The sequence below is a fragment of the Streptomyces venezuelae genome, assembly GCF_008642275.1.
Lineage (GTDB): Bacteria > Actinomycetota > Actinomycetes > Streptomycetales > Streptomycetaceae > Streptomyces > Streptomyces venezuelae_E.
This window is the reverse complement of the sequence record NZ_CP029189.1, coordinates 3,914,794-3,933,145: the sequence shown is the minus strand read 5'-3', so window position 1 is coordinate 3,933,145 and position 18,352 is coordinate 3,914,794. Positions and strand designations below refer to the sequence as shown.

Annotated in this window: 18 protein-coding genes; 7 read left to right on the top strand and 11 right to left on the bottom strand. The window is 72.2% G+C overall.

Annotated features, from left to right (window positions below; genetic code table 11):
- Positions 1–19: 19 nt before the first annotated feature.
- The 6 genes from dpgA (at position 20) to DEJ51_RS17250 (ending at position 5,992) form a co-directional block, all read left to right on the top strand.
- Positions 20–1,099: a 3,5-dihydroxyphenylacetyl-CoA synthase DpgA gene (gene dpgA, locus DEJ51_RS17275; protein ID WP_150258395.1), complete on the top strand. Its 1,080-nt coding sequence runs from the start codon at positions 20–22 to the stop codon at positions 1,097–1,099.
- Between the two features lie 14 nt (positions 1,100–1,113).
- On the top strand, positions 1,114–1,773 hold the full coding sequence (dpgB, locus tag DEJ51_RS17270) for an enoyl-CoA-hydratase DpgB (RefSeq protein ID WP_150258394.1): 660 nt from the start codon (positions 1,114–1,116) through the stop codon (positions 1,771–1,773).
- On the top strand, positions 1,770–3,044 hold the full coding sequence (dpgC, locus tag DEJ51_RS17265; protein WP_150258393.1) for a (3,5-dihydroxyphenyl)acetyl-CoA 1,2-dioxygenase DpgC: 1,275 nt from the start codon (positions 1,770–1,772) through the stop codon (positions 3,042–3,044). Before dpgB ends, dpgC begins: the two co-directional genes overlap by 4 nt.
- A 109-nt stretch (positions 3,045–3,153) precedes the next feature.
- Positions 3,154–3,708, top strand: coding sequence for an adenylyl-sulfate kinase (cysC, locus tag DEJ51_RS17260; protein ID WP_150258392.1), 555 nt, complete (start codon positions 3,154–3,156; stop codon positions 3,706–3,708).
- On the top strand, positions 3,705–4,640 hold the full coding sequence (gene cysD / locus DEJ51_RS17255) for a sulfate adenylyltransferase subunit CysD (RefSeq protein WP_150258391.1): 936 nt from the start codon (positions 3,705–3,707) through the stop codon (positions 4,638–4,640). The genes cysC and cysD overlap by 4 nt, the downstream gene beginning before the upstream one ends.
- Positions 4,641–4,642: 2 nt before the next feature.
- Positions 4,643–5,992 carry a sulfate adenylyltransferase subunit 1 gene (locus DEJ51_RS17250; protein ID WP_150258390.1) on the top strand — a complete coding sequence of 450 codons (1,350 nt, stop codon included), beginning with the start codon at positions 4,643–4,645 and terminating at the stop codon, positions 5,990–5,992.
- Positions 5,993–6,096: 104 nt separating this feature from the next.
- Here the strand turns inward: DEJ51_RS17250 and DEJ51_RS17245 are convergent, their stop codons facing one another.
- The 8 genes from DEJ51_RS17245 to DEJ51_RS17210 form a co-directional block, all read right to left on the bottom strand.
- Complete coding sequence (locus DEJ51_RS17245) at positions 6,097–6,912, bottom strand: dimethylarginine dimethylaminohydrolase family protein (protein WP_150258389.1); 816 nt, start codon at positions 6,910–6,912, stop codon at positions 6,097–6,099.
- Between the two features lie 77 nt (positions 6,913–6,989).
- Positions 6,990–8,174, bottom strand: a complete 1,185-nt coding sequence (locus DEJ51_RS17240; protein WP_150258388.1) for a cytochrome P450 — start codon at positions 8,172–8,174, stop codon at positions 6,990–6,992.
- Between the two features lie 94 nt (positions 8,175–8,268).
- Positions 8,269–8,700 carry a GNAT family N-acetyltransferase gene (locus DEJ51_RS17235; RefSeq protein ID WP_150258387.1) on the bottom strand — a complete coding sequence of 144 codons (432 nt, stop codon included), beginning with the start codon at positions 8,698–8,700 and terminating at the stop codon, positions 8,269–8,271.
- Positions 8,701–8,795: 95 nt separating this feature from the next.
- Entirely contained in the window at positions 8,796–9,041 is a 246-nt protein-coding gene (locus tag DEJ51_RS17230; RefSeq protein WP_150258386.1) for a phosphopantetheine-binding protein, read from the bottom strand.
- Entirely contained in the window at positions 9,038–9,763 is a 726-nt protein-coding gene (locus tag DEJ51_RS17225; protein WP_150258385.1) for a hypothetical protein, read from the bottom strand. The genes DEJ51_RS17230 and DEJ51_RS17225 overlap by 4 nt, the downstream gene beginning before the upstream one ends.
- Positions 9,760–10,053, bottom strand: coding sequence for a phosphopantetheine-binding protein (locus DEJ51_RS17220; protein ID WP_150258384.1), 294 nt, complete (start codon positions 10,051–10,053; stop codon positions 9,760–9,762). The genes DEJ51_RS17225 and DEJ51_RS17220 overlap by 4 nt, the downstream gene beginning before the upstream one ends.
- On the bottom strand, positions 10,050–12,230 hold the full coding sequence (locus DEJ51_RS17215; RefSeq protein ID WP_190620442.1) for an AMP-binding protein: 2,181 nt from the start codon (positions 12,228–12,230) through the stop codon (positions 10,050–10,052). The genes DEJ51_RS17220 and DEJ51_RS17215 overlap by 4 nt, the downstream gene beginning before the upstream one ends.
- A 14-nt stretch (positions 12,231–12,244) precedes the next feature.
- The gene (locus DEJ51_RS17210; protein WP_223835847.1) at positions 12,245–13,522 is read right to left on the bottom strand and encodes a lysine N(6)-hydroxylase/L-ornithine N(5)-oxygenase family protein; all 1,278 of its coding nucleotides are present in this window, start codon (positions 13,520–13,522) and stop codon (positions 12,245–12,247) included.
- 325 nt (positions 13,523–13,847) lie between these two features.
- Between DEJ51_RS17210 and DEJ51_RS17205 the strand changes: the two genes are divergently transcribed.
- On the top strand, positions 13,848–14,846 hold the full coding sequence (locus DEJ51_RS17205) for a ketoacyl-ACP synthase III family protein (RefSeq protein WP_150258382.1): 999 nt from the start codon (positions 13,848–13,850) through the stop codon (positions 14,844–14,846).
- Positions 14,847–14,874: 28 nt separating this feature from the next.
- Here the strand turns inward: DEJ51_RS17205 and DEJ51_RS17200 are convergent, their stop codons facing one another.
- The 3 genes from DEJ51_RS17200 to ectB form a co-directional block, all read right to left on the bottom strand.
- Positions 14,875–15,633 (bottom strand): thioesterase II family protein, encoded by a 759-nt coding sequence (locus DEJ51_RS17200; protein WP_150258381.1) that lies wholly within the window; start codon positions 15,631–15,633, stop codon positions 14,875–14,877.
- Positions 15,634–15,651: 18 nt separating this feature from the next.
- Entirely contained in the window at positions 15,652–16,956 is a 1,305-nt protein-coding gene (locus DEJ51_RS17195; RefSeq protein WP_150258380.1) for an MFS transporter, read from the bottom strand.
- A gap of 130 nt (positions 16,957–17,086) precedes the next feature.
- On the bottom strand, positions 17,087–18,337 hold the full coding sequence (gene ectB, locus DEJ51_RS17190) for a diaminobutyrate--2-oxoglutarate transaminase (RefSeq protein ID WP_150258379.1): 1,251 nt from the start codon (positions 18,335–18,337) through the stop codon (positions 17,087–17,089).
- Positions 18,338–18,352: the final 15 nt, after the last annotated feature.

Genomic DNA, 18,352 nt, shown 5'->3' with positions numbered 1-18,352 from the left:
CCTGGGGGTGGACGTTCCGATGACCCTGGCCACCGAGCTTCAGCCCCGTGTCCTGGGCGTGGGTACGGCGGTGACACCCACCTCGTACACCCAGCAGGAGGTGCTCGACGCCTTCGAGATCACCGACCCCAGGATCCGTTCGGTCTTCCTCAACAGCGCCATCGAGCGGCGCAATCTGACCCTTCCCGCGCCGGACGGCCTCGGCGGCCGCGTCCACGAGCCGCAGGGCGTCCTCCTCGACAAGCACAAGGCCAAGGCCCTCGAAATGGGAGCCGAGGCACTGCAGGCGTGTCTCAAGCGCGCCGGGGCCGAGCTCTCCGATCTGCGCCACCTGTGCTGTGTGACCTCCACCGGGCTGCTCACGCCGGGACTGAGCGCCCTGCTCATCAAGGAGCTCGGGATCGACCGGCACTGCAGCCGTTCCGACATCGTCGGCATGGGCTGCAACGCGGGTCTCAACGCCCTCGGCGTGGTCTCCGGCTGGGCCGCCGCCCACCCCGGCGAGCTCGCCGTGGTGCTGTGCGTGGAGGCCTGCTCCGCCGCCTACGCCATGGACGCCACGATGCGGACGGCCGTCGTCAACAGCCTCTTCGGTGACGGCGCCGCCGCGCTCGCCATCCGGTCCGGCGCCGCCCCGGACGAGGTGACGGTCCCCGAGGGCCCGCGCATCCTGAAGTTCGCCAGCTGCATCATCCCCGAGGCCGTCGACGCGATGCGCTACGACTGGGACCGCGAGCAGAACCGCTTCAGCTTCTTCCTGGACCCGCAGGTCCCCTACGTGGTCGGCGCGCATGCCGAGCTGGTCGTGGACAGGCTGCTGGCGGACACCGGACTGCGCCGCAGCGACATCGCCCACTGGCTGGTGCACTCCGGCGGCAAGAAGGTCATCGACGCCGTCGTGGTCAACCTCGGGCTGACCCGGCACGACGTCCGGCACACCGTCGGTGTGCTGCGTGACCACGGGAACGTGTCGAGCGGCTCGTTCCTGTTCTCGTACGAACGTCTCCTGGACGAGGGAGTCGCCCGGCCCGGTGAGTACGGGGTGCTGATGACCATGGGGCCCGGCTCAACGATCGAAACGGCGCTGGTGCAGTGGTGAATGCGGAGGAAGTCATGGAAGAAGTGCTGACCCTGGTGATCGACGGCACCGAGCCGCCGTCGGCGGCGACGGTGAAGGCCGTCCAGACGGTCTGCGACGCGGCCGAGGACCGGCCCGGCCCGGGTGTCGTCACGGTGGAGGTCGGCGGCGCCCCGGCCGAAGGCTGGACCGGCGGCCTCGACGTGATGAAGGTCAGCAAGTGGGAACGGGCGGTGCGCCGGCTCGAACGGCTGCCGCGCGCCACCGTGGCGGTCGCCACGGGCGACTGCGGCGGCGCGGCCCTGGACGCCTTCCTGGCCTGTGACATCCGGGTGGTCACGCCCGGTACCCGACTGCTGGTGCCGGCCGACGGCACCGCGACCTGGCCCGGCATGGCCGGCTACCGGCTCGTCCAGCTGGCCGGGGCCGCACGGGTGCGCCGCGCGCTGCTGTTCGGGCTGCCCATAGGGGCCGCCGAGGCGGTGGAGCTCGGTCTCGCCGACGAGCTGGCCGAAGACCCGGCACAGGCGCTCGCGGCGGTGGCAGAACTGGTGGGCGGGCTGGCCGGCAAGGAGATCGCCATCCGCCGGCAGCTCCTCTTCGACGCCGCCACGACGAGCTTCGAGGACGCCCTCGGCCCGCACCTCGCGGCGTGCGACCGTCTGCTGCGCCGACCCGTTGCGGAGGCCTCGTGAGCGTGCCGGTCTGGCCGGCGTTGCAGGAGGCGGCCGCCCGCGTCGAGGAACTGGTTTCCGCGCTCCCGCAGCCCGGCTCCCGGCTGCCCGCGCAGCGCACGGAGCTCGACGCGGCGAAGAACGCCGCGCGGACGCTGCGGACGTCCTTCCTCGACGCGCATGCCGATGCGGTGTACGACCACCTCACGGCCGGTCGCACCCAGGGGCTGCGGATCGCGGAACTCCTTGAGGCCGCCGCGGCCGAGTACCCCGCGCTGGTGCCGACGGCCGGGCAGCTCGCGGCCGACCGCGCCCGGCGGCAGGCGGACAAGGAGGGCCACGAGGTGGACCAGGGAATCTTCCTGCGGGCCGTCCTGGGGGCGCCGCAGGCAGGTTCGCACCTGCTCGACACGATGCTCGCGCCCACCCCCCGGGCGCTGGACCTGCTGCCGCAGTTCCTGCGCACGGGCGTCGTCGAGACGGAGTCGGTCCGGTTGGAGCGGAGGGACGGCGCGGCGTATCTCACGATGTGCCGCGACGACTGCCTGAACGCCGAGGACGACCAGCAGGTCGACGACATGGAGACCGTCGTCGACCTGGCGCTCCTCGATCCGCAGGTGAAGGTCGGTGTGCTGCGCGGCGGCACGATGACGCACCCGCGGTACCGGGGCCGACGCGTGTTCAGCGCGGGGATCAACCTCAAGAGCCTGCACGCCGGGGACATTTCGCTGGTCGGGTTCCTGCTGCGGCGCGAGCTCGGCTACATCCACAAGCTCGTGCGGGGGGTACGGTCCGAGGACGCGCCCTGGTATGCCCGCACGATCGAGAAGCCGTGGGTGGCGGCCGTGGAGACGTTCGCCATCGGCGGCGGCACACAGCTGCTGCTCGCCTTCGACCACGTGCTGGCGGCGTCGGACGCCTATCTCAGCCTTCCGGCCGCCCGGGAGGGCATCGTGCCCGGGGCCGGCAACTTCAGGCTCGGCCGGCACACCGGACCGCGGATCGCCCGGCAGGTCATTCTGCAAGGCCGCCGGATCCGGGCCACCGAGCCGGACGCCCGGCTGCTGGTCGACGAGGTCGTGGAACCGGAGGAGGTCGACGCGGCCCTCGCCCGGGCCGTCGACCGGCTGGGCGGCCCCGCCGTCGTACCCAACCGCCGGATGCTGAACCTGGCCGAGGAACCGGTGGACGCGTTCCGCCGCTACATGTCCGAGTTCGCGCTCCAGCAGGCCCTGCGCCTGTACGGCGAGGACGTCATCGACAAGGTGGGCCGGTTCGCGGAGAAGGTCTGACCTCCTCCGCCCCCGCGTCATGAACGGCCGGTGTGCCGGGTGCGCCGCACCCGGCACACCGGCTGCCTGCCGACCGAAATCACCGAGTGGGAAAGAGGTTGAACCGATCATGGTTCGCTCCGGGCCGCGGGAGAGCGGCGCCACTGTCTGGCTCACCGGCCTGCCGAGTGCGGGCAAGACCACCGTCGCGGCCGCGGCAGCCGGACGGCTGCGCGCGGCCGGGCGGCGGGTGGAGGTGCTCGACGGGGACGAGATCCGCGCGTTCCTCTCCGCAGGACTGGGCTTCACCCGCGAGGACCGCCACACGAACGTGCAGCGGATCGGCTTCGTCGCCGAACTGCTGTCCTCGCACGGCGTGCTGGTCCTCGTTCCGGTCATCGCCCCCTACGAGGAGAGCAGGGATGCGGTGCGCCGGCGCCACGAGGCGTCCGGAACCCCGTACCTGGAGGTGCACGTCGCCACGCCCGTACAGGTGTGCTCCGGTCGCGACGTGAAGGGTCTGTACGCCAAGCAGGCCGCCGGTGAGCTGACCGGGCTGACCGGCGTGGACGATCCGTACGAACCGCCGACCGATCCGGACCTCCGGATCGCGGCGCACCGGCAGAGCGTGGACGAATCGGCACAGGCACTGCTGGATCTGCTGAAGAGAAGGGGCATCGCATGACGTCATCGACCGCAGTGGCCGAGGGGGTGGCCGGTGCATGGGCGCTCAGCCACCTCGACGCCCTTGAGTCGGAGGCCGTGCACATCTTCCGTGAGGTGGCGGGCGAGTTCGAGAAGCCGGTGATCCTGTTCTCCGGCGGCAAGGACTCCATCGTCATGCTGCACCTGGCGCTCAAGGCGTTCGCGCCGGCGCCGGTGCCGTTCACGCTGCTGCACGTCGACACCGGGCACAACTTCCCCGAGGTGCTGGAGTACCGCGACCGCACCGTCGCCCGGCACGGGCTGCGCCTGCACGTGGCGTCCGTCCAGGACTACATCGACGCCGGCAAGCTGCGCGAGCGCCCCGACGGCACCCGCAACCCCCTGCAGACCGTCCCCCTCACGGAGGCGATCCAGCAGCTGAAGTTCGACGCCGTCTTCGGCGGCGGCCGCCGCGACGAGGAGAAGGCCCGCGCCAAGGAACGCGTGTTCTCCCTCCGCGACGAGTTCTCCCAGTGGGACCCGCGCCGCCAGCGCCCCGAACTCTGGCAGCTCTACAACGGCCGCCACGCCCCCGGCGAACACGTCCGCGTCTTCCCCCTCTCCAACTGGACCGAACTGGACGTCTGGCAGTACATCGCCCGCGAGGGCATCGAACTCCCGGAGATCTACTTCGCCCACCAGCGCGAGGTCTTCCAGCGCAACGGCATGTGGCTCACGGCCGGCGAATGGGGCGGCCCGAAGGAGAACGAGACACCCGAAACGCGTCTCATCCGCTACCGGACCGTCGGCGACATGTCCTGCACCGGCGCCGTCGACTCCGACGCCACCACACTCGACGCCGTGATCGCCGAGATCGCCGTCTCCCGCCTCACCGAACGGGGCGCGACCCGCGCCGACGACAAGATGTCCGAAGCCGCGATGGAAGACCGCAAGCGCGAAGGGTACTTCTAGACATGACCAGCACCACCGAACAGGTCGCCGGACTCGACGACCTCGCGGCCACCACCCTGCTGCGCTTCGCGACCGCCGGCTCCGTCGACGACGGCAAGTCCACCCTGGTGGGCCGCCTGCTGCACGACTCCAAGTCGGTCCTGACCGACCAGATGGAGGCCGTCGAGGCCGTCTCCGCCCAGCGCGGCCAGGACGCCCCCGACCTCGCACTGCTCACCGACGGCCTGCGGGCCGAGCGGGAACAGGGCATCACCATCGACGTCGCCTACCGCTACTTCGCCACCGCACGCCGCCGGTTCATCCTCGCCGACACCCCCGGGCACGTGCAGTACACCCGGAACATGGTCACCGGCGCCTCCACCGCCGACCTGGCCGTGGTCCTCGTCGACGCCCGCAACGGCGTCATCGAACAGACCCGCCGGCACGCGGCCGTCGCCGCACTCCTGCGCGTCCCGCACGTGGTCCTCGCCGTCAACAAGATGGACCTCGTCGGCTACCAGGAATCCGTCTTCGCCGCCATCGCCGAGGAGTTCACCGCCTATGCGGCGCGGCTCGGCGTGTCCGAGGTCACCGCGATCCCGATCTCGGCCCTGGCCGGCGACAATGTCGTGGAGCCGTCCGCGCACATGGACTGGTACGGCGGCCCCACCGTGCTGGAGCACCTGGAGAACGTCCCGGTCAGCCACGAGGCCGCCGGTTCCCCGGCCCGCTTCCCGGTGCAGTACGTCATCCGCCCGCAGACCCCCGAGCACCCCGACTACCGCGGCTACGCCGGGCAGATCGCCGTCGGCTCCTTCCACGTCCACCAGGAGGTCACCGTCCAGCCGTCGGGCCGGACGACGACGGTCACCGGCATCGAACGGCTGGGTGAGGACGTCGACGTCGCCTGGGCGCCGCAGTCGGTGACGCTGCACCTGGCCGGTCACCTCGACGTCTCCCGCGGCGACCTCATCGCTCCGACCGCCTGCGTGCCGGCCGTCACCCAGGACATCGCGGCCACCGTCTGCCACGTCGCGGACCGGCCACTCGCACCGGGAGCCCGGGTCCTGGTCAAGCACGCCACCCGCACGGTCAAGGCGATCGTCAGGGAGATCCCGTCCCGGCTCACGCTGGACGACCTGTCGCACGACGCGGCGCCCGGCTCGCTCCGCGCCAACGACATCGGGCAGGTGGTGATCCGTACCGCCGAGCCGCTGCCCATCGACGACTACGCCGATTCCCGCCGCACCGGCTCCTTCCTGATCATCGACCCGGCCGACGGAACCACGCTGGCCGCCGGGATGGCCGGCCACGCCTTCGCCGAGCGGGCCGCCGAGGCCCCGGCCGAGGACGGCGAGGGGTGGGACTTCTGAGCGGACGCGGGCCGTGAGCGGCACGTGAGAGAGCCCCCGCCGGGTGTCGGCGGGGGCTCTCTCACGTGGCGCTCACGATGCGGGGCGGACCGGCGGCGCCGCGCTCAGCCGTCCGACGGCCGTCCGGCCGGCGGGTTGTCCAGGGTGAGGGCGGTGCAGCGGATACCGCCGCCGCCCTTCGCCAGCTGGGTCGTGTCGAGTGTGACCACCCGCAGACCACGGTCGCGCAGTGCGGCGGCCAGGCGCGGTGCGTCCTGAGCCATGGTCACGGTGGTCCCGTCACTGACGAGGTTCAGGGCGAACCGCGCCGCTTCTTCGACGGACACCTCGATCAGGTCGACCCCGAGCCCGCGCAGGGTCCGCTGGCCGGCCGCGTCGAGGGCCTGCGGGCAGTACGCCAGCGTGTCCGGGCCGATGACGCCGACGGCCAGGTCGAGGTCGTACCAGCGGGAGCTCACCGTGCGCAGCGGCACCACCTCGTAGTCCAGCTCCCGGGCCAGCACGCCGAGCATCCGCTCGTCGGTGCGCTGGCCGTGTCCGGTCAGCAGCAGCTCACCGCAGGCCAGCGCATCGCCCTGACCGCTGAACGCGTAGGGTGCCTCGACGACCTCGTAGCCCCGGCCCGACAGCCACTCCCGGAAGTAGGGGATCTCGGCCGCCCGCTGGGCCGGCGGGCGGCCCAGGACGGCGCGGTGGCCGCGGACCACGGCGGCGTTGGCGGTGAACACCATGTCCGGACACTCCGGCGCGGACGGCACGTACTCGACCTTGCGGCCCGCGGCGAGGTGCGCGGCGACGATCGCCTGGTGCTCGGCGAGCGCCGCCGCGGTGTCGGGCTGGACCCCGGTGTCCATGTAGGGGTTGATCTCGTAGTCGACACGGAAGTGGATCGCGTCGGAGACGAGGAGTTCGCTGTTCACGGTGGGTTCCTAGGGTGGTCGGGGCACGCTCACGGCACGGGTGGCACCCTTGCGCGCGCGCTTTCGTGACGGTCCGGTCAGGCGGGGACGACCGTCACCGGCAGGGAGCGCAGTCCGTTGGCCACCGCGCCGGACTTGCGGACGGGCGGGTTCGCGAGTGCCAGGGACGTCCCGGCCCCGATCAGGTCCTCCAGCAGTGCCCGCAGCAGCACACGGACCATGGGACCGCCGAGGCAGAAGTGCATGCCCGCACCGAGACTCAGGTGCGGGTTGGGACGACGGTCCAGGACCAGCTCGTCCGGGTCGGCGAAGACGCTTCCGTCGCGGTTGGCGGAGGGGATCCACACCGCCACCGCGTCGCCGGCGCGGATCGCGGTACCGGCGAGCTCGGTGTCGCACACCGCGGTGCGCATCACGTGCGTGGCCGGTGCGGTGAAACGCAGCAGTTCGTCGATGGCGCAGTCCGGGTCGACCCGTCCCGCGCGCAGCGCCCGCCACGCGTCCGGGTGCTCCAGCAGGGCCAACAGAGCTCCACTGGCGGCGTGTTGAGCGGTCTGGGTCGCTGCCACCACGATGTTGTCACAGGTCAGGACGATCTCCTCGTCCGACAGCGGCAGGCCGGCCGTGCGGGCCTGCAACAGGGTGCCGACCAGGTCCCGGCCGGCGTCCCCCCGCCGGGTGCCCAGCGCCTTCAGGTAGTACGCCATGACGTCGTGGTGGCCGGTGGCGCCGTCTCCGGTCTCGTCCGCGGAGCGGCCCGTGGCGTCCAGGACCAGCGGGATGTCGTCGGGGGCGATGCCCAGGATCTCGGCCTGCACCGCGAGGGGGAACCGCGCGGCGACATCGGTGACGAAGTCGCCGCCGCCCCGTTCCCTCAGGTCGGCCAGGAGCGCACCCGCCACCTCACGGCCGAGCGCACCCAGCTTCTCCACGGCACGTGGTGTGAACAGCGGGGCGACGGCCCTGCGCAGCTCGGTGTGCCGGGGCGGATCGGTGAGGACGGGCATCTTCCCCGCACCGGGGTACGGGGCGGAGTTGTCGCTCTCGCGCAGTGTCGTGCCACGGGTGGAGGTGAAGACCCGCCAGTCGGTCAGCACCTGCTTGCCGGCCTCGTGCCCGACCACGGCCCAGTGCCGCGCCCCGGACTTCGCCACCTGGTGGTGGACGGGTCCGGCCTCCCGCATCGCCCGCCACACCTCGTACGGGTTCCCGTCCGCGTACAGCGCCGAATCCAACAAGTCGACCGTCAACGAAACGGACAAGGAAGCCCCCTGCTTCTCGGTGGTCAGTGGTTGCGGCCCCGCGATCGCGGGACCGGCCGTGTGGTCGCGTGGTCGTACGGGGCCGCCACGGGGCCTACTGCGCGCCCAGCACCATCCAGTTCTCCGGCTGCTCCAGCCGCACGAAGCCTTCCTTGGCGTAGATCGCGTGGGCATCGGCCGTCGCCAGCGCCGTGCGACGCAGTCCGAAGGGTGCGAGGTGCGCGCAGACGGCACCGGCGAGGGCGTGCCCCAGGCCCTTCCCCCTGCTGTCGGGCGCGATGAACACGTCGCACAGCCAGGCGAACGTGGCCCGGTCGGTGACGACACGGGCGTAACCGACCTGCGCCCCGGTGGTGCTGTCGTAGACGCCGAAGTTCAAGGAGAAGTCGATGGCCGTGTCCTGCTTCTCCCGGGACCGGCCCAGGGCCCAGTACGCGTCCTGGGAGAGCCACCGGTGAACGAGTGCACGGTCGAGCCGGTCCACGTCGGTGGATATGTCGTAGCCGGCGGAGAGTTCAGTGGTCATGGGTCCATGCAAGCAGCAAGGCCGCCCGCGGACCACTGATCACATGCGTGCTCGACCGGCCCGCGGGACGGCGGGACGGCGGGACAGCGGGACCGTCAGCCCTGGCGGCTGAGTTCGGGCTGCTCGTCCAGGGCCGCGACGAAGTCGGCGAACCGGGGGTTGTCGAACAGCACCTTCACCGGCGCCGACGTCCCGTGCCGGTCGTTGACCACCGCGATGATGCGCAGCGCGGCGAACGAGTGGCCTCCCGCACCGAAGAAGTCGGTGTCGTCGTCCACGTCGGTCCCCAGCACGTCCTGCCAGATCGTCCGGACCTCGGTCCGCAGCTCTTCACCCGTCATGCGTGTTGCCTCCTCGTTGTCGCGGACAGGAACGACACCACGCCGGTCCTGGTCGTCTCGTGGGCCGTGAGCCCGGCCCGGTCGCAGTCGACGCGCAGCGTCGTCAGCGGCCCCTCGGGGAGCCAGTCCCCGTGGTCGGGGTGGTCGCGGGACAGGACCTGGAGCACCGGTCCGACGGGCTCCCTGGGCAGGGCGCCCCTCGCCGCCAGCAGGTAGGCGAGGTAGGACAGGTGCTGCCGGGTGAAGTGCGCCACCGGCCCGGCGGTCACCTCGTCGTCCAGGCCCTGCGCCCGCAGGGCCGCCTCCGCACGCCGCGCGAGGTCCTGGCGGACGGCCCGCAGGAACGCCTCCGGCGCGGCCGGCAGTTCCCCGAACGGCACGGGTGGCTCGGAGCCCCCCGGCACCTGCGCGACCGCGTCGGCGTAACCGCGGGCGACGTCGTCGTCGGTGGTCGGCATCGGGTCGAAGAGGACCAGGGGGCGCGGGTGCCCGGACCGGCGGGCGAGGTGGACCGCGATGGCCGAGGCGGCGCAGTACGCCAGCACCGGCCCGGGGCCGTCGTCGAGCCGGGCCGCGTACGCGGGGCCGGTTCCCTCGACGGGCAGCGGGTCCGCCAGGAGCGCGACCATGCCGTCGAGCCCCAGGGCGGTGACCGGAGCCTCCGGCCGGCGCCCCGGGTAGTCCAGGACCATCAGCGCGTCCGGTGCCGTGGGAGCCGTCACCGCTCGTCCACGAGCCGCGCCACCCGCTCCGCGTACTCCCGCAGCACGGGGTGGTCGATGAGCAGTTGGACGGTGATCTCCAACCCCCACTCCCGGCGCACCGTCGCGGTCGCGAGCGCGGCCTGGAAGGAGTCCCCGCCGTCCGCGAAGAAGTCGTGGCCGGCCGCGGTGACCGGCGTGCCGAGCGCCGCCGACCAGAGCTCCGCGATGCGCGCCGGGTACGGCCCGGCGGCGTCGGCCGCGGTGGTCCCGGCCTCGGTGGTCCCGCCGGTGAGTGGTCCGGTCGTCATCGGTGGCCTCCGCTCGCCAGGGACTCGGCGACCGAGTCACGGTCGATCTTGCCGCTCGGGGTCCGCGGCAGTCCGGTCAGTACGGTCACCGAGGCGGGTACCGATGCCTCGGGCAGCAGGTCGGCGAGCGCGGCGCGGAGATCGCCGGGCTCCTCCACGTCCGGGTGCAGGGTCACGGCCGCCCGGAGCTGACGTGAGCCGGGGACCGGCTCCAGGGCCACGCAGACCGCGGTGGCGACGCCCGGCTGCTGCAACAGGCACGCCTCGACCTCCAGCAGGTTGACGCGGATGCCGCGGATCTTCACGTCGTGGTCGAGCCTGCTGAGGAAGTACACGAGGTCGCCCTCGACCCGCACGAGGTCGCCGGTGCGGAAGGCCTCGGTGTGCCCGTGCGGGGTACGTTCGACGGTCACGAAGCGTTCGGCGTTGAGCTCCGGCCGGTCGAGATAGCCCAGCGAGACCGGGGCGCCCGCGACGAGCAGTTCGCCGACGGTCGGGTCGTCCGGGTCGGTGGGATCCACCAGCAGCTCGCAGCCGGGCAGCGGCCGGCCGATGGGCGGCAGCAGCGGCCAGGTGCCGGGGTCGGCGGGCAGGACGTACGAGCTGACCATCGCGGACTCGCTCTGTCCGTAGTGGTTGCCGAGCCGGGCCCGGGGCAGCGCCTCGAACAGGGCCCGGATCGGGGGCGTGGTCAGCAGCTGCTCCCCGGCCGTGTTCACCTCCAGCAGCGACAGGTCCGGTCCGCCGTCCTGCGCCGAGGCCGCGACCGCGAGCATGTGCAGGGCGACGTAGGGGAGGAACAGGCGCTCGATGCGCTGTTCGGCCAGCCAGGTCAGGAAGGCGAACGGATCGCGCCGCAGCGTCTCGGGGGCGATGACGAGGGTGCCGCCGCCGCACAGCGTTCCCAGGATCTCCTGGAAGCAGACGTCGAAGTTCAGCGGCGCGAACTGCGCCGTCCGCAGGTCGGGCCGGACGGAGTCGGTGCGCTGCCAGGTCGCCATGTTGTCCAGGACGCTGTGCTGGATCGTCACGCCCTTGGGCCTGCCGGTCGAGCCGGAGGTGTAGATGACGTACACCGGCAGGTCGGGCCGGCAGGCGACCGGCCGGAAGTCGCCGGCCCCGGCTCCCGAGGGGTCCTCGATGGCAAGGGTCGCCGTCGCGTCCGCGATCGGCGGCGGCCCGTCGTGCAGCAGCAGGCTCGCGCCGCTGTCCCGCAGCATGAACGTGAGCCGGTTCACCGGGTACGACGCGTCCAGCGGAACGTAGGTCGCACCGACCGCGACGGTGGCGAGCAGGGCGGCGACGGTGCGCGCACTGCGCCCGCCGGTCACCGCGACGCGGGTGCCGGGTTCGACCCCGTTGCGGCCGAGCGTCGCGGCGAGCTCGGCGACCCAGGCCCACAGCTCCGCGTAGGTCAGCCGGGTGGACCCGTCGACCAGGGCGAGCTCGTCGGGGCGTTCCGCCACGGTGCGGACCAGCCCCTCCAGGAGGCACTCCGGCCGTGCGGTCCCACCCCACAGGGCGGGGCCCGGCGCCGGCTCCGCCCGCCCGACCCGGCACATGTGGGCGCCGAGCGCGCGACGGGTTGCGTCTGCGTCGTCGAGCATGCTCCGGGCCACCCGGGCGCGTACCGCGGGGCTCTTCTCCTGGCTGAGCTTGACCAGGGCCCGCGAGGAGGTCACGTCGAACCGGAAGGCGCCGACCCCGCTCACGATGCTCCGGAAGTAGTCGACCGACCCGGCGGACTCCCAGCCCTTGCCGAACCGGTGCTCGAACAGTTCGGCGGTGCGCCGGACGACCTCCAGGGTCTCCTCGCCCGCGGGCAGGGGCACCAGTTCGCCGGTCAGCTCGGCCGTGACGTAGTTCCAGGTGGGTGCGGCCACCGACGTGTCGTACAGGGCCGGGGTGACGTAGCTGTGGGGGCCGCTGAAGACGAGGCTCGCGGGGCCGCCCCCGGCCAGTGCCCGCCAGTGCGGGTTGGCCCGGTTGAGGTGGCCGAGCAGCGAGAAGCCGGAGAAGGACTCGGGCTCGTCGTCGCGCGGGGGGTGGATGATCGGCAGGAGGGTGGTGAACGGCGTGGTGGGGCCGTTGCTCACCAGCATGCCCATGGGGTTCTGCCGGATGATGTCGTGCAGCTGGCCGGGCTCGGTGACCCGGTACTTCGGTGGAACGAACACTGTGTCTCTCCGGGTCAGTTCTGGCGGAGTATCGATTCCACGATCTCGCCGGCGCGGACCGCGGTGTTGGAAAGGAGTCCTGCGCTCAGGCCGTGGCTGGCCTCGGTGCCGGCACCGTGCAGGTAGATGCCGCAGCGCAGCGAGTCCGAGGTGCGGACGCGGTAGTCGCGGTCCACGTACAGGCGGCCGCTGTCGTCCTTCTTGCACTCGTCGGCCAGGTCGCCGAGCAGGGGCAGGGGATCCGCCGGCCGGTAGCCGGTGGCGTAGACGACGCCGTCCACCATCAGTCGCGTCACCTCACCGGTGACCAGCGACTCCACCTCCGCCTCGACGCCGTCGGCGGTCTCCGTGCAGGAGCGCAGCCGCGAGACCCGGTGGACGTGCAGCCGCGGGCTGCCCTGCACCTCCTCCAGGTAGACGCGCCGGTACAGCTCCTGGCTCAGGTCCAGATCGACCACGGCGTAGTTGGTGTTGCCGTGGTGGGCGAGCAGCGCCTCCTTGGTCTGGTCCGGCGCCCGGTAGAAGTCGTCGACGGCTGCCGGGTCGAAGATGGCGTTCGCGAAGGGACTGTCGTCCGCGACGCTGTAGCCGTAGCGCGAGTGGACGGCGTGCACGGCCGCGTCGCCGTGGGTGCGGTGGAGGTAGTCGGCGCACTCGGCGGCGCTCTGCCCGGCCCCGACGACGAGGTACCGGCCGTGGCGGGGGGTGCCGAAGTCGTGGGTGAGCAGCTGGGAGCTGTGGCGGATCCGGGCCGAGGCGGTCACGCCGGGGGGCAGGTGGGGGACCATCCCGGTGCCGATCACCACGTTGCGTGCCCGCTGGACGTGCCGGTTCCCGTCGGCGTCCTGCGTGGTGATGTCGAGGAGGTCGACGTGACCGTCGGGGCCCTGGACCGGGCTGATGTCCACGACGGTCGAGCCGTAGGACGTGTGGGCGTCGAACTGCGCGGCGGACCAGCCGAGGTAGTCGTGGAACTCGATCCGGTACGGGTACAGCATCTTGCTGTTGATGAAGGCCGGCATCCTGCCGTGGGCGTGCAGGTAGGCGAGGAACGTGTAGCGGCTGCCGGGGTTGCGCATCGTCGCCAGGTCCTTGAGGAAGGAGACCTGCATGGTGGCGCCTTCGATCAGCATGCCGGTGTGCCAGCCGAAGCTCGCCTGCCGCTCGTGGAAGGCCATGGTGACCGGCGCCCCGGACTCCTGGAGCGCGATCGCCAGGGCGAGGTTGGCGGGACCGAAGCCGACCCCCGCGACATCCACGGTCTCTACGTTGGGCAGCACGGCGGCTGTCACGGTGGTGTTCCTCTCCGGTTCAGGTCGTTCGGGCACCCCACGGGGCACGGTGCGGTCGATTCCCGCTCCTTCAGGCCCGGTTCGTCGCGGGATCGTATCCACAGCGTCACCGGTCGGTGAAGGCACGCACGAGGTGCGTGAACACGGGCCGGAAGGGCGTGACGAGGCGGCCTCCGGGGCCGCTTCCGAGGCCGTGACCAGGCGCGCCCGGCGCGCTGCGGTGTCACGGACCTCGTCCGGCACGAGCGTTGCCGGTGCTGCGTGGAGATCGTTACGGTCGGGCTCATTCACTCTCAGCACCCCTAAGGCTCCAGGAGGTTGTCTCGTGCGTTGGGACGATGTGTATGTCCGGTCCACTGCGGTGGTCCTCGGGGACCGGGAGCCGGTGCAGGACGCGGTGGCGGCCGGCCGGTACGACCCGGCCGTCCGTGAGGCGCACGGCTACGAGTCGATATCGGTCGCGGGCTCCGGCTGCGCCGCCGACATGGCCGTCGAGGCCGCCCGCACCGCCATCGCCCGGTCCGCCGTCGACCACGCCGACATCGGCGTGTTCGTCCACGCCTACGTCGACGAACAGGGACCGGAGGGAGTCGCCGAGCCGGCCTCCTACGTACAGGGCATGGCCCACGACGGACGGGCCCGGGCCCTCGGGCTGCGGCAGGGCTGCAACAGCGCGATCGCCTCGCTGGAGCTCGGCGCGATGTACGTGTCCGCCGGCGGTGCGGCCGTGCTGACCTCGGCGGACAAGTACGGACGGCAGGTGGACCGTTATCGCGAGGACCAGGGCGCCGTCGCCGGTGACGGCGCGACCGCCATGGTCCTGGCCCGCGGGTCCGGTGTCGCACGGCTCCTTTCCACCGAGATCGTGGGCGACGGCAGGCTCAGCAGGCTCACCCCGCTGGACCCCGGCCGCTTCGACGACCAGCAGGCGTACCGCACGGCGCAGCGCAGGCGCGTCGTGTCGATGATGCGGACGATGACCGAGGCCAAGCGCGACTGCCTGCGGGCCGTGCTCGCCGACGCGGAGACCGGGCCGGAGGACGTCAGGCACTGGCTCCTGCCCTACTCCGGCCGGTTCCTGGTCGACCGTGACCTCTACGCCGAGTTCGGCATCGACGACGAGCGCACCACGTGGGGACTGGGCCGCACGATCGGCCACCTCATCAGTGGCGGCGACCCGTTCGTCGGGCTGACCCACCTGTTGGAGACGGGGGCCGTCGAGGTCGGCGACCGGGTCGTCATGATGGGCGACTCCACCGGGTTCGCCTTCGGTGGCGCGGTACTGGAGATCGCCGCCCCGGCCGCGTGGCCGGTCGGGCCCTGAGGCCGACCGGCCTCCCGGCCCGCGTCCGTCATCCCGCCCGTACCGGTGCGGGCCGCCCGAGCCGCTGCGTGATCGCCGCGCTCACACCGGCCCAGTGGTCACCGAGGTAGAAGTGGCCACCGGGAAAGACGTGCAGGTCGAAGGGGCCGGTGGTGTGGTCCGCCCACCCGCCCGCCTCGCCGACCGACACGACGGGGTCCGCGTCCCCGGTCAGGGACACGACCGGGCACGCCACCGCTGAGCCGTGGGGCCGGCGGGACTCCAGCATCCGGTAGTCCGCGCGCAGCGCGGACAGCACCATCACGCGCATGTCCTCGTTCTGCAGCAACCGCTCGTCGGTACCGTCCAGCGCGGCGAGTTCGGCGATCAGCTCGTCGTCGGTCGCCGTGTGGCCGGACCTGTCCAGCGGCAGGCCGGGGGGCCGCGCTCCGGATGCGAACAGCGCCGTCGGCGCCGCTCCGCAGGCCTCCAGCCGTCCGGCCACCTCGAAGGCCAGCAGCGCCCCCATGCTGTGTCCGAACAGCGCCACCGGTCTGTCCGTCGCGGAGCGCACCGCGGCGAACGTGCGCTCGATCAGTTCCTCGAAGTCGGTGATGCACGGTTCGCCGATGCGGTCCTGCCGGCCGGGGTACTGCACCGCCAGCACCTCCGCCGCGGGGAACAGCCCCTTCGCCATCGGCCGGAAGTAGCTCGCGGTCCCGCCGGCGTGCGGCAGGCACACCACCTGCACCGGGGCCTCGGGCGCCGCCCGGTACCGGCGTATCCATGCGTCCTGTCCGTTGGTCATGGTTCCTCGTTCGTCGGCTCAGACGTGTGCGGGCTTCTGCGGATTCGCCGCCGGGCTGGGGGTGGGGCCCGTGATACGGCCGTCCGGCTCGCGCCGGACCGCACGGATGCCGGGCACCAGCGGAGTGAGAGCGCACGGGATGACGATCATCGCGGCGGCGATCAGCAGGGTCTGGGTCTGCCCGTTCTGGGCGGCCAGCGGGCCGACCAGGGCGAGGCCGAGCGGGGCGGCGATGGTGGAGAACAGCCAGTCGTAGGACTCGACCCGCGACATCACCTCCGCGGGGATCAGCTGCTGCATCGACGCCTGCCACAGGGCGTCGAGGAACAGGGTCGCCGCTCCGCTGAGGAACGCCGCGCCCACCACGGCCCACAGCGGCATCGGCACCGCGAGGGAAAGCAGCGGCAGCGCGGTCAGGGCCAGCGCGAGGTTGCCGACGATCAACGGCCGGCTGGGCTCCAGCCGCAGCGCCACGAACCCGCCCACGAGGGCGCCGCACGCGAACCCCGCGACGATGACGCCCCAGGCCGAGGGCCCGCCGAGCGAATCGTTGGCGATGGCGGGGCCCAGGACGTAGTACGCCGCGACGGCGAGGTTCTGCAGCATGTGCACCATCAGGTTGAGCCACAGCCACCGCCGTACGGCGAACTCGCGCCAGCCGGTGCCCAGGTCCCGCCAGAACGACTCGGGCGCGGGGATCGTGCGCGGAGGGAGCCGCAGCATCGCCAGCGACACGGCGCTCACGATGAACGTGACGGCGTCCATGGCCAGCACGAGCCCCGGCCCCCACAGCGCGATCAGCACACCGGCCAGCGCCGGGCTCAGCACCGTGGAGGCGCTGGTGCTGAACGACATCAGTGCGTTGCTGCGTTGCAGCAGCTCGGGCGGCGTGATCTCCGCCATCAGCCCCCTGGACGCCGGGCCGAAGAACGCCTGCGCGCCTCCGAAGACCGCGGCGCCGGCCGCCAGGTGCCACACCTGGGCGGCATCGGTCAGCAGGAGCACGGCCAGCACCAGTTGCGTGGCGGCGCGGATCAGGTCGGACGTCAGCATCAGGAACTGGCGGCGCAGCCGGTCCGCCCACACCCCGCCGGCCAGCGTGAACAGGACCTGGGTGAGGACCTGCGCGGTCATCACCAGGCCGATGTCCGTGACCGACCCGTCCACCGCCAGCACGGCGAAGATCAGGGCCACCTTCGTCATCCCGCCGCCGGCGGCCGACACGGCCTGACCGGTCCACAGGATGCGGAACTCCCGCAGCGCGAGCGGTGCCAGCGCCTCGGCGAGGGCGCGCCGCCTGCCGCTGCCCTTCCCCTCCGCCATCAGCGTGCCACCCCTCGGGTCGGGGCGTGCGGCAGGGCACGCATCGGGTCGATGTACTGCGAGTTCACAAGCGGATTCCTGTCTCGGATCACTGACGGGCTGAGTTCCGGTGCGGCCATGACCACGTTCCCTATGCGGCGCGTTCGAGCACCACGCGTACCGACTGTTCGAGGATCTCGATCCCCTCGGCCAGTTCCGCGTCGGTGGCCGTCAGCGGCGGCAGCAGCTTGACGACCTCGTCCCTGGGACCTGCGGTCTCCACCAGCAGACCCCGCGTGAACGCCTCGTCGGCCACCGCGTCGGCCAGTCCCGCGCCGACCACCAGGCCCTGCATGAGGCCGCGGCCGCGGGTCGACAGACCGGCGCCGGGGTGGGCACCGGCGATGTCCGCCAGCGCGTTGCCGACCCACTCGCCCCGCACACGCGTGGACTTCTCCAGCACGTCGTCGCGCCAGTACGTCGAGAGCGCCTTCGTCGCCGTGACGAACGCCGGGTTCACGCCGCGGAACGTGCCGCTGTGGGCTCCCGGCTTCCACACGTCCAGCTCCGGCCGGACCAGGGTCAGCGCGAGCGGCAGCCCGTATCCGCCGATCGACTTCGAGAGGCAGATGATGTCCGGCACGATGCCCGCGTCCTCGAAGCTGAAGAAGCCGCCGGTCCGGCCGCAGCCCGCCTGGATGTCGTCGACGATCAGCAGGATCTCGTGCTGTCGGCACAGATCGGCGAGCGCACGGAGCCACTCGTTGCTCGCCACGTTCACGCCGCCCTCGGCCTGCACCGTCTCCACGATCACCGCGGCCGGCAGGTCGAGCCCGCTGCCCGGGTTGTCCAGGAGCCGGGCCAGGTACTCCGGAGTGGGGTGTCCGTCCTGTCCGTCGAACGGCACCGGGGTCGCGCCGGTGAGCGGCACGCCGGCGTAGCGGCGGTGCGCGGGGTTGCCCGTGACCGCGAGCGCGCCGAGCGTCGCGCCGTGGAAGGAGTTGGTGAAGTGCACGATCCCGGTGCGGCCGGTGACCGTACGGGCCAGCTTCAGGGCCGCCTCGACGGCGTTGGCGCCGCCGGGTCCCGGGAAGATCACCTTGTGGTCCATGCCGCGCGGCCGGAGCACCACCTCGACCAGCGTCTCCAGCAGGTCGTGCCGTGCGGTGGTGAACATGTCGAGGGCGTGGATGACCCCGTCCGCGGCCACGTAGTCCAGCAGCGCCTGCTTGAGCACGGGGTTGTTGTGCCCGTAGTTCAGCGAGCCGGCGCCGGCGAAGAAGTCGAGCCAGCGCCCGCCGTCCTCGGTGTGCAGGTGGCTGCCCGTGGCGCGGGAGAAGACGACCGGCCAACGCCTGCTGTAGGACCGCACGTTCGACTCGTGCTGGTCAAAGATGCTCATGGAATCCCTTTCCCT

Bases quoted from the DNA above. Each gene is read 5' to 3' on its own strand.
- dpgA (WP_150258395.1), top strand. From the start codon at position 20: ATGACCCTGGCCACCGAGCTTCAGCCCCGTGTCCTGGGCGTGGGTACG.
- dpgB (WP_150258394.1), top strand. From the start codon at position 1,114: ATGGAAGAAGTGCTGACCCTGGTGATCGACGGCACCGAGCCGCCGTCG.
- cysC (WP_150258392.1), top strand. From the start codon at position 3,154: ATGGTTCGCTCCGGGCCGCGGGAGAGCGGCGCCACTGTCTGGCTCACC.
- cysD (WP_150258391.1), top strand. From the start codon at position 3,705: ATGACGTCATCGACCGCAGTGGCCGAGGGGGTGGCCGGTGCATGGGCG.
- DEJ51_RS17250 (WP_150258390.1), top strand. From the start codon at position 4,643: ATGACCAGCACCACCGAACAGGTCGCCGGACTCGACGACCTCGCGGCC.
- DEJ51_RS17235 (WP_150258387.1), bottom strand. From the start codon at position 8,700: ATGACCACTGAACTCTCCGCCGGCTACGACATATCCACCGACGTGGAC.
- DEJ51_RS17230 (WP_150258386.1), bottom strand. From the start codon at position 9,041: ATGACGGGTGAAGAGCTGCGGACCGAGGTCCGGACGATCTGGCAGGAC.
- DEJ51_RS17220 (WP_150258384.1), bottom strand. From the start codon at position 10,053: ATGACGACCGGACCACTCACCGGCGGGACCACCGAGGCCGGGACCACC.
- DEJ51_RS17200 (WP_150258381.1), bottom strand. From the start codon at position 15,633: ATGACCAACGGACAGGACGCATGGATACGCCGGTACCGGGCGGCGCCC.
- DEJ51_RS17195 (WP_150258380.1), bottom strand. From the start codon at position 16,956: ATGGCGGAGGGGAAGGGCAGCGGCAGGCGGCGCGCCCTCGCCGAGGCG.
- ectB (WP_150258379.1), bottom strand. From the start codon at position 18,337: ATGAGCATCTTTGACCAGCACGAGTCGAACGTGCGGTCCTACAGCAGG.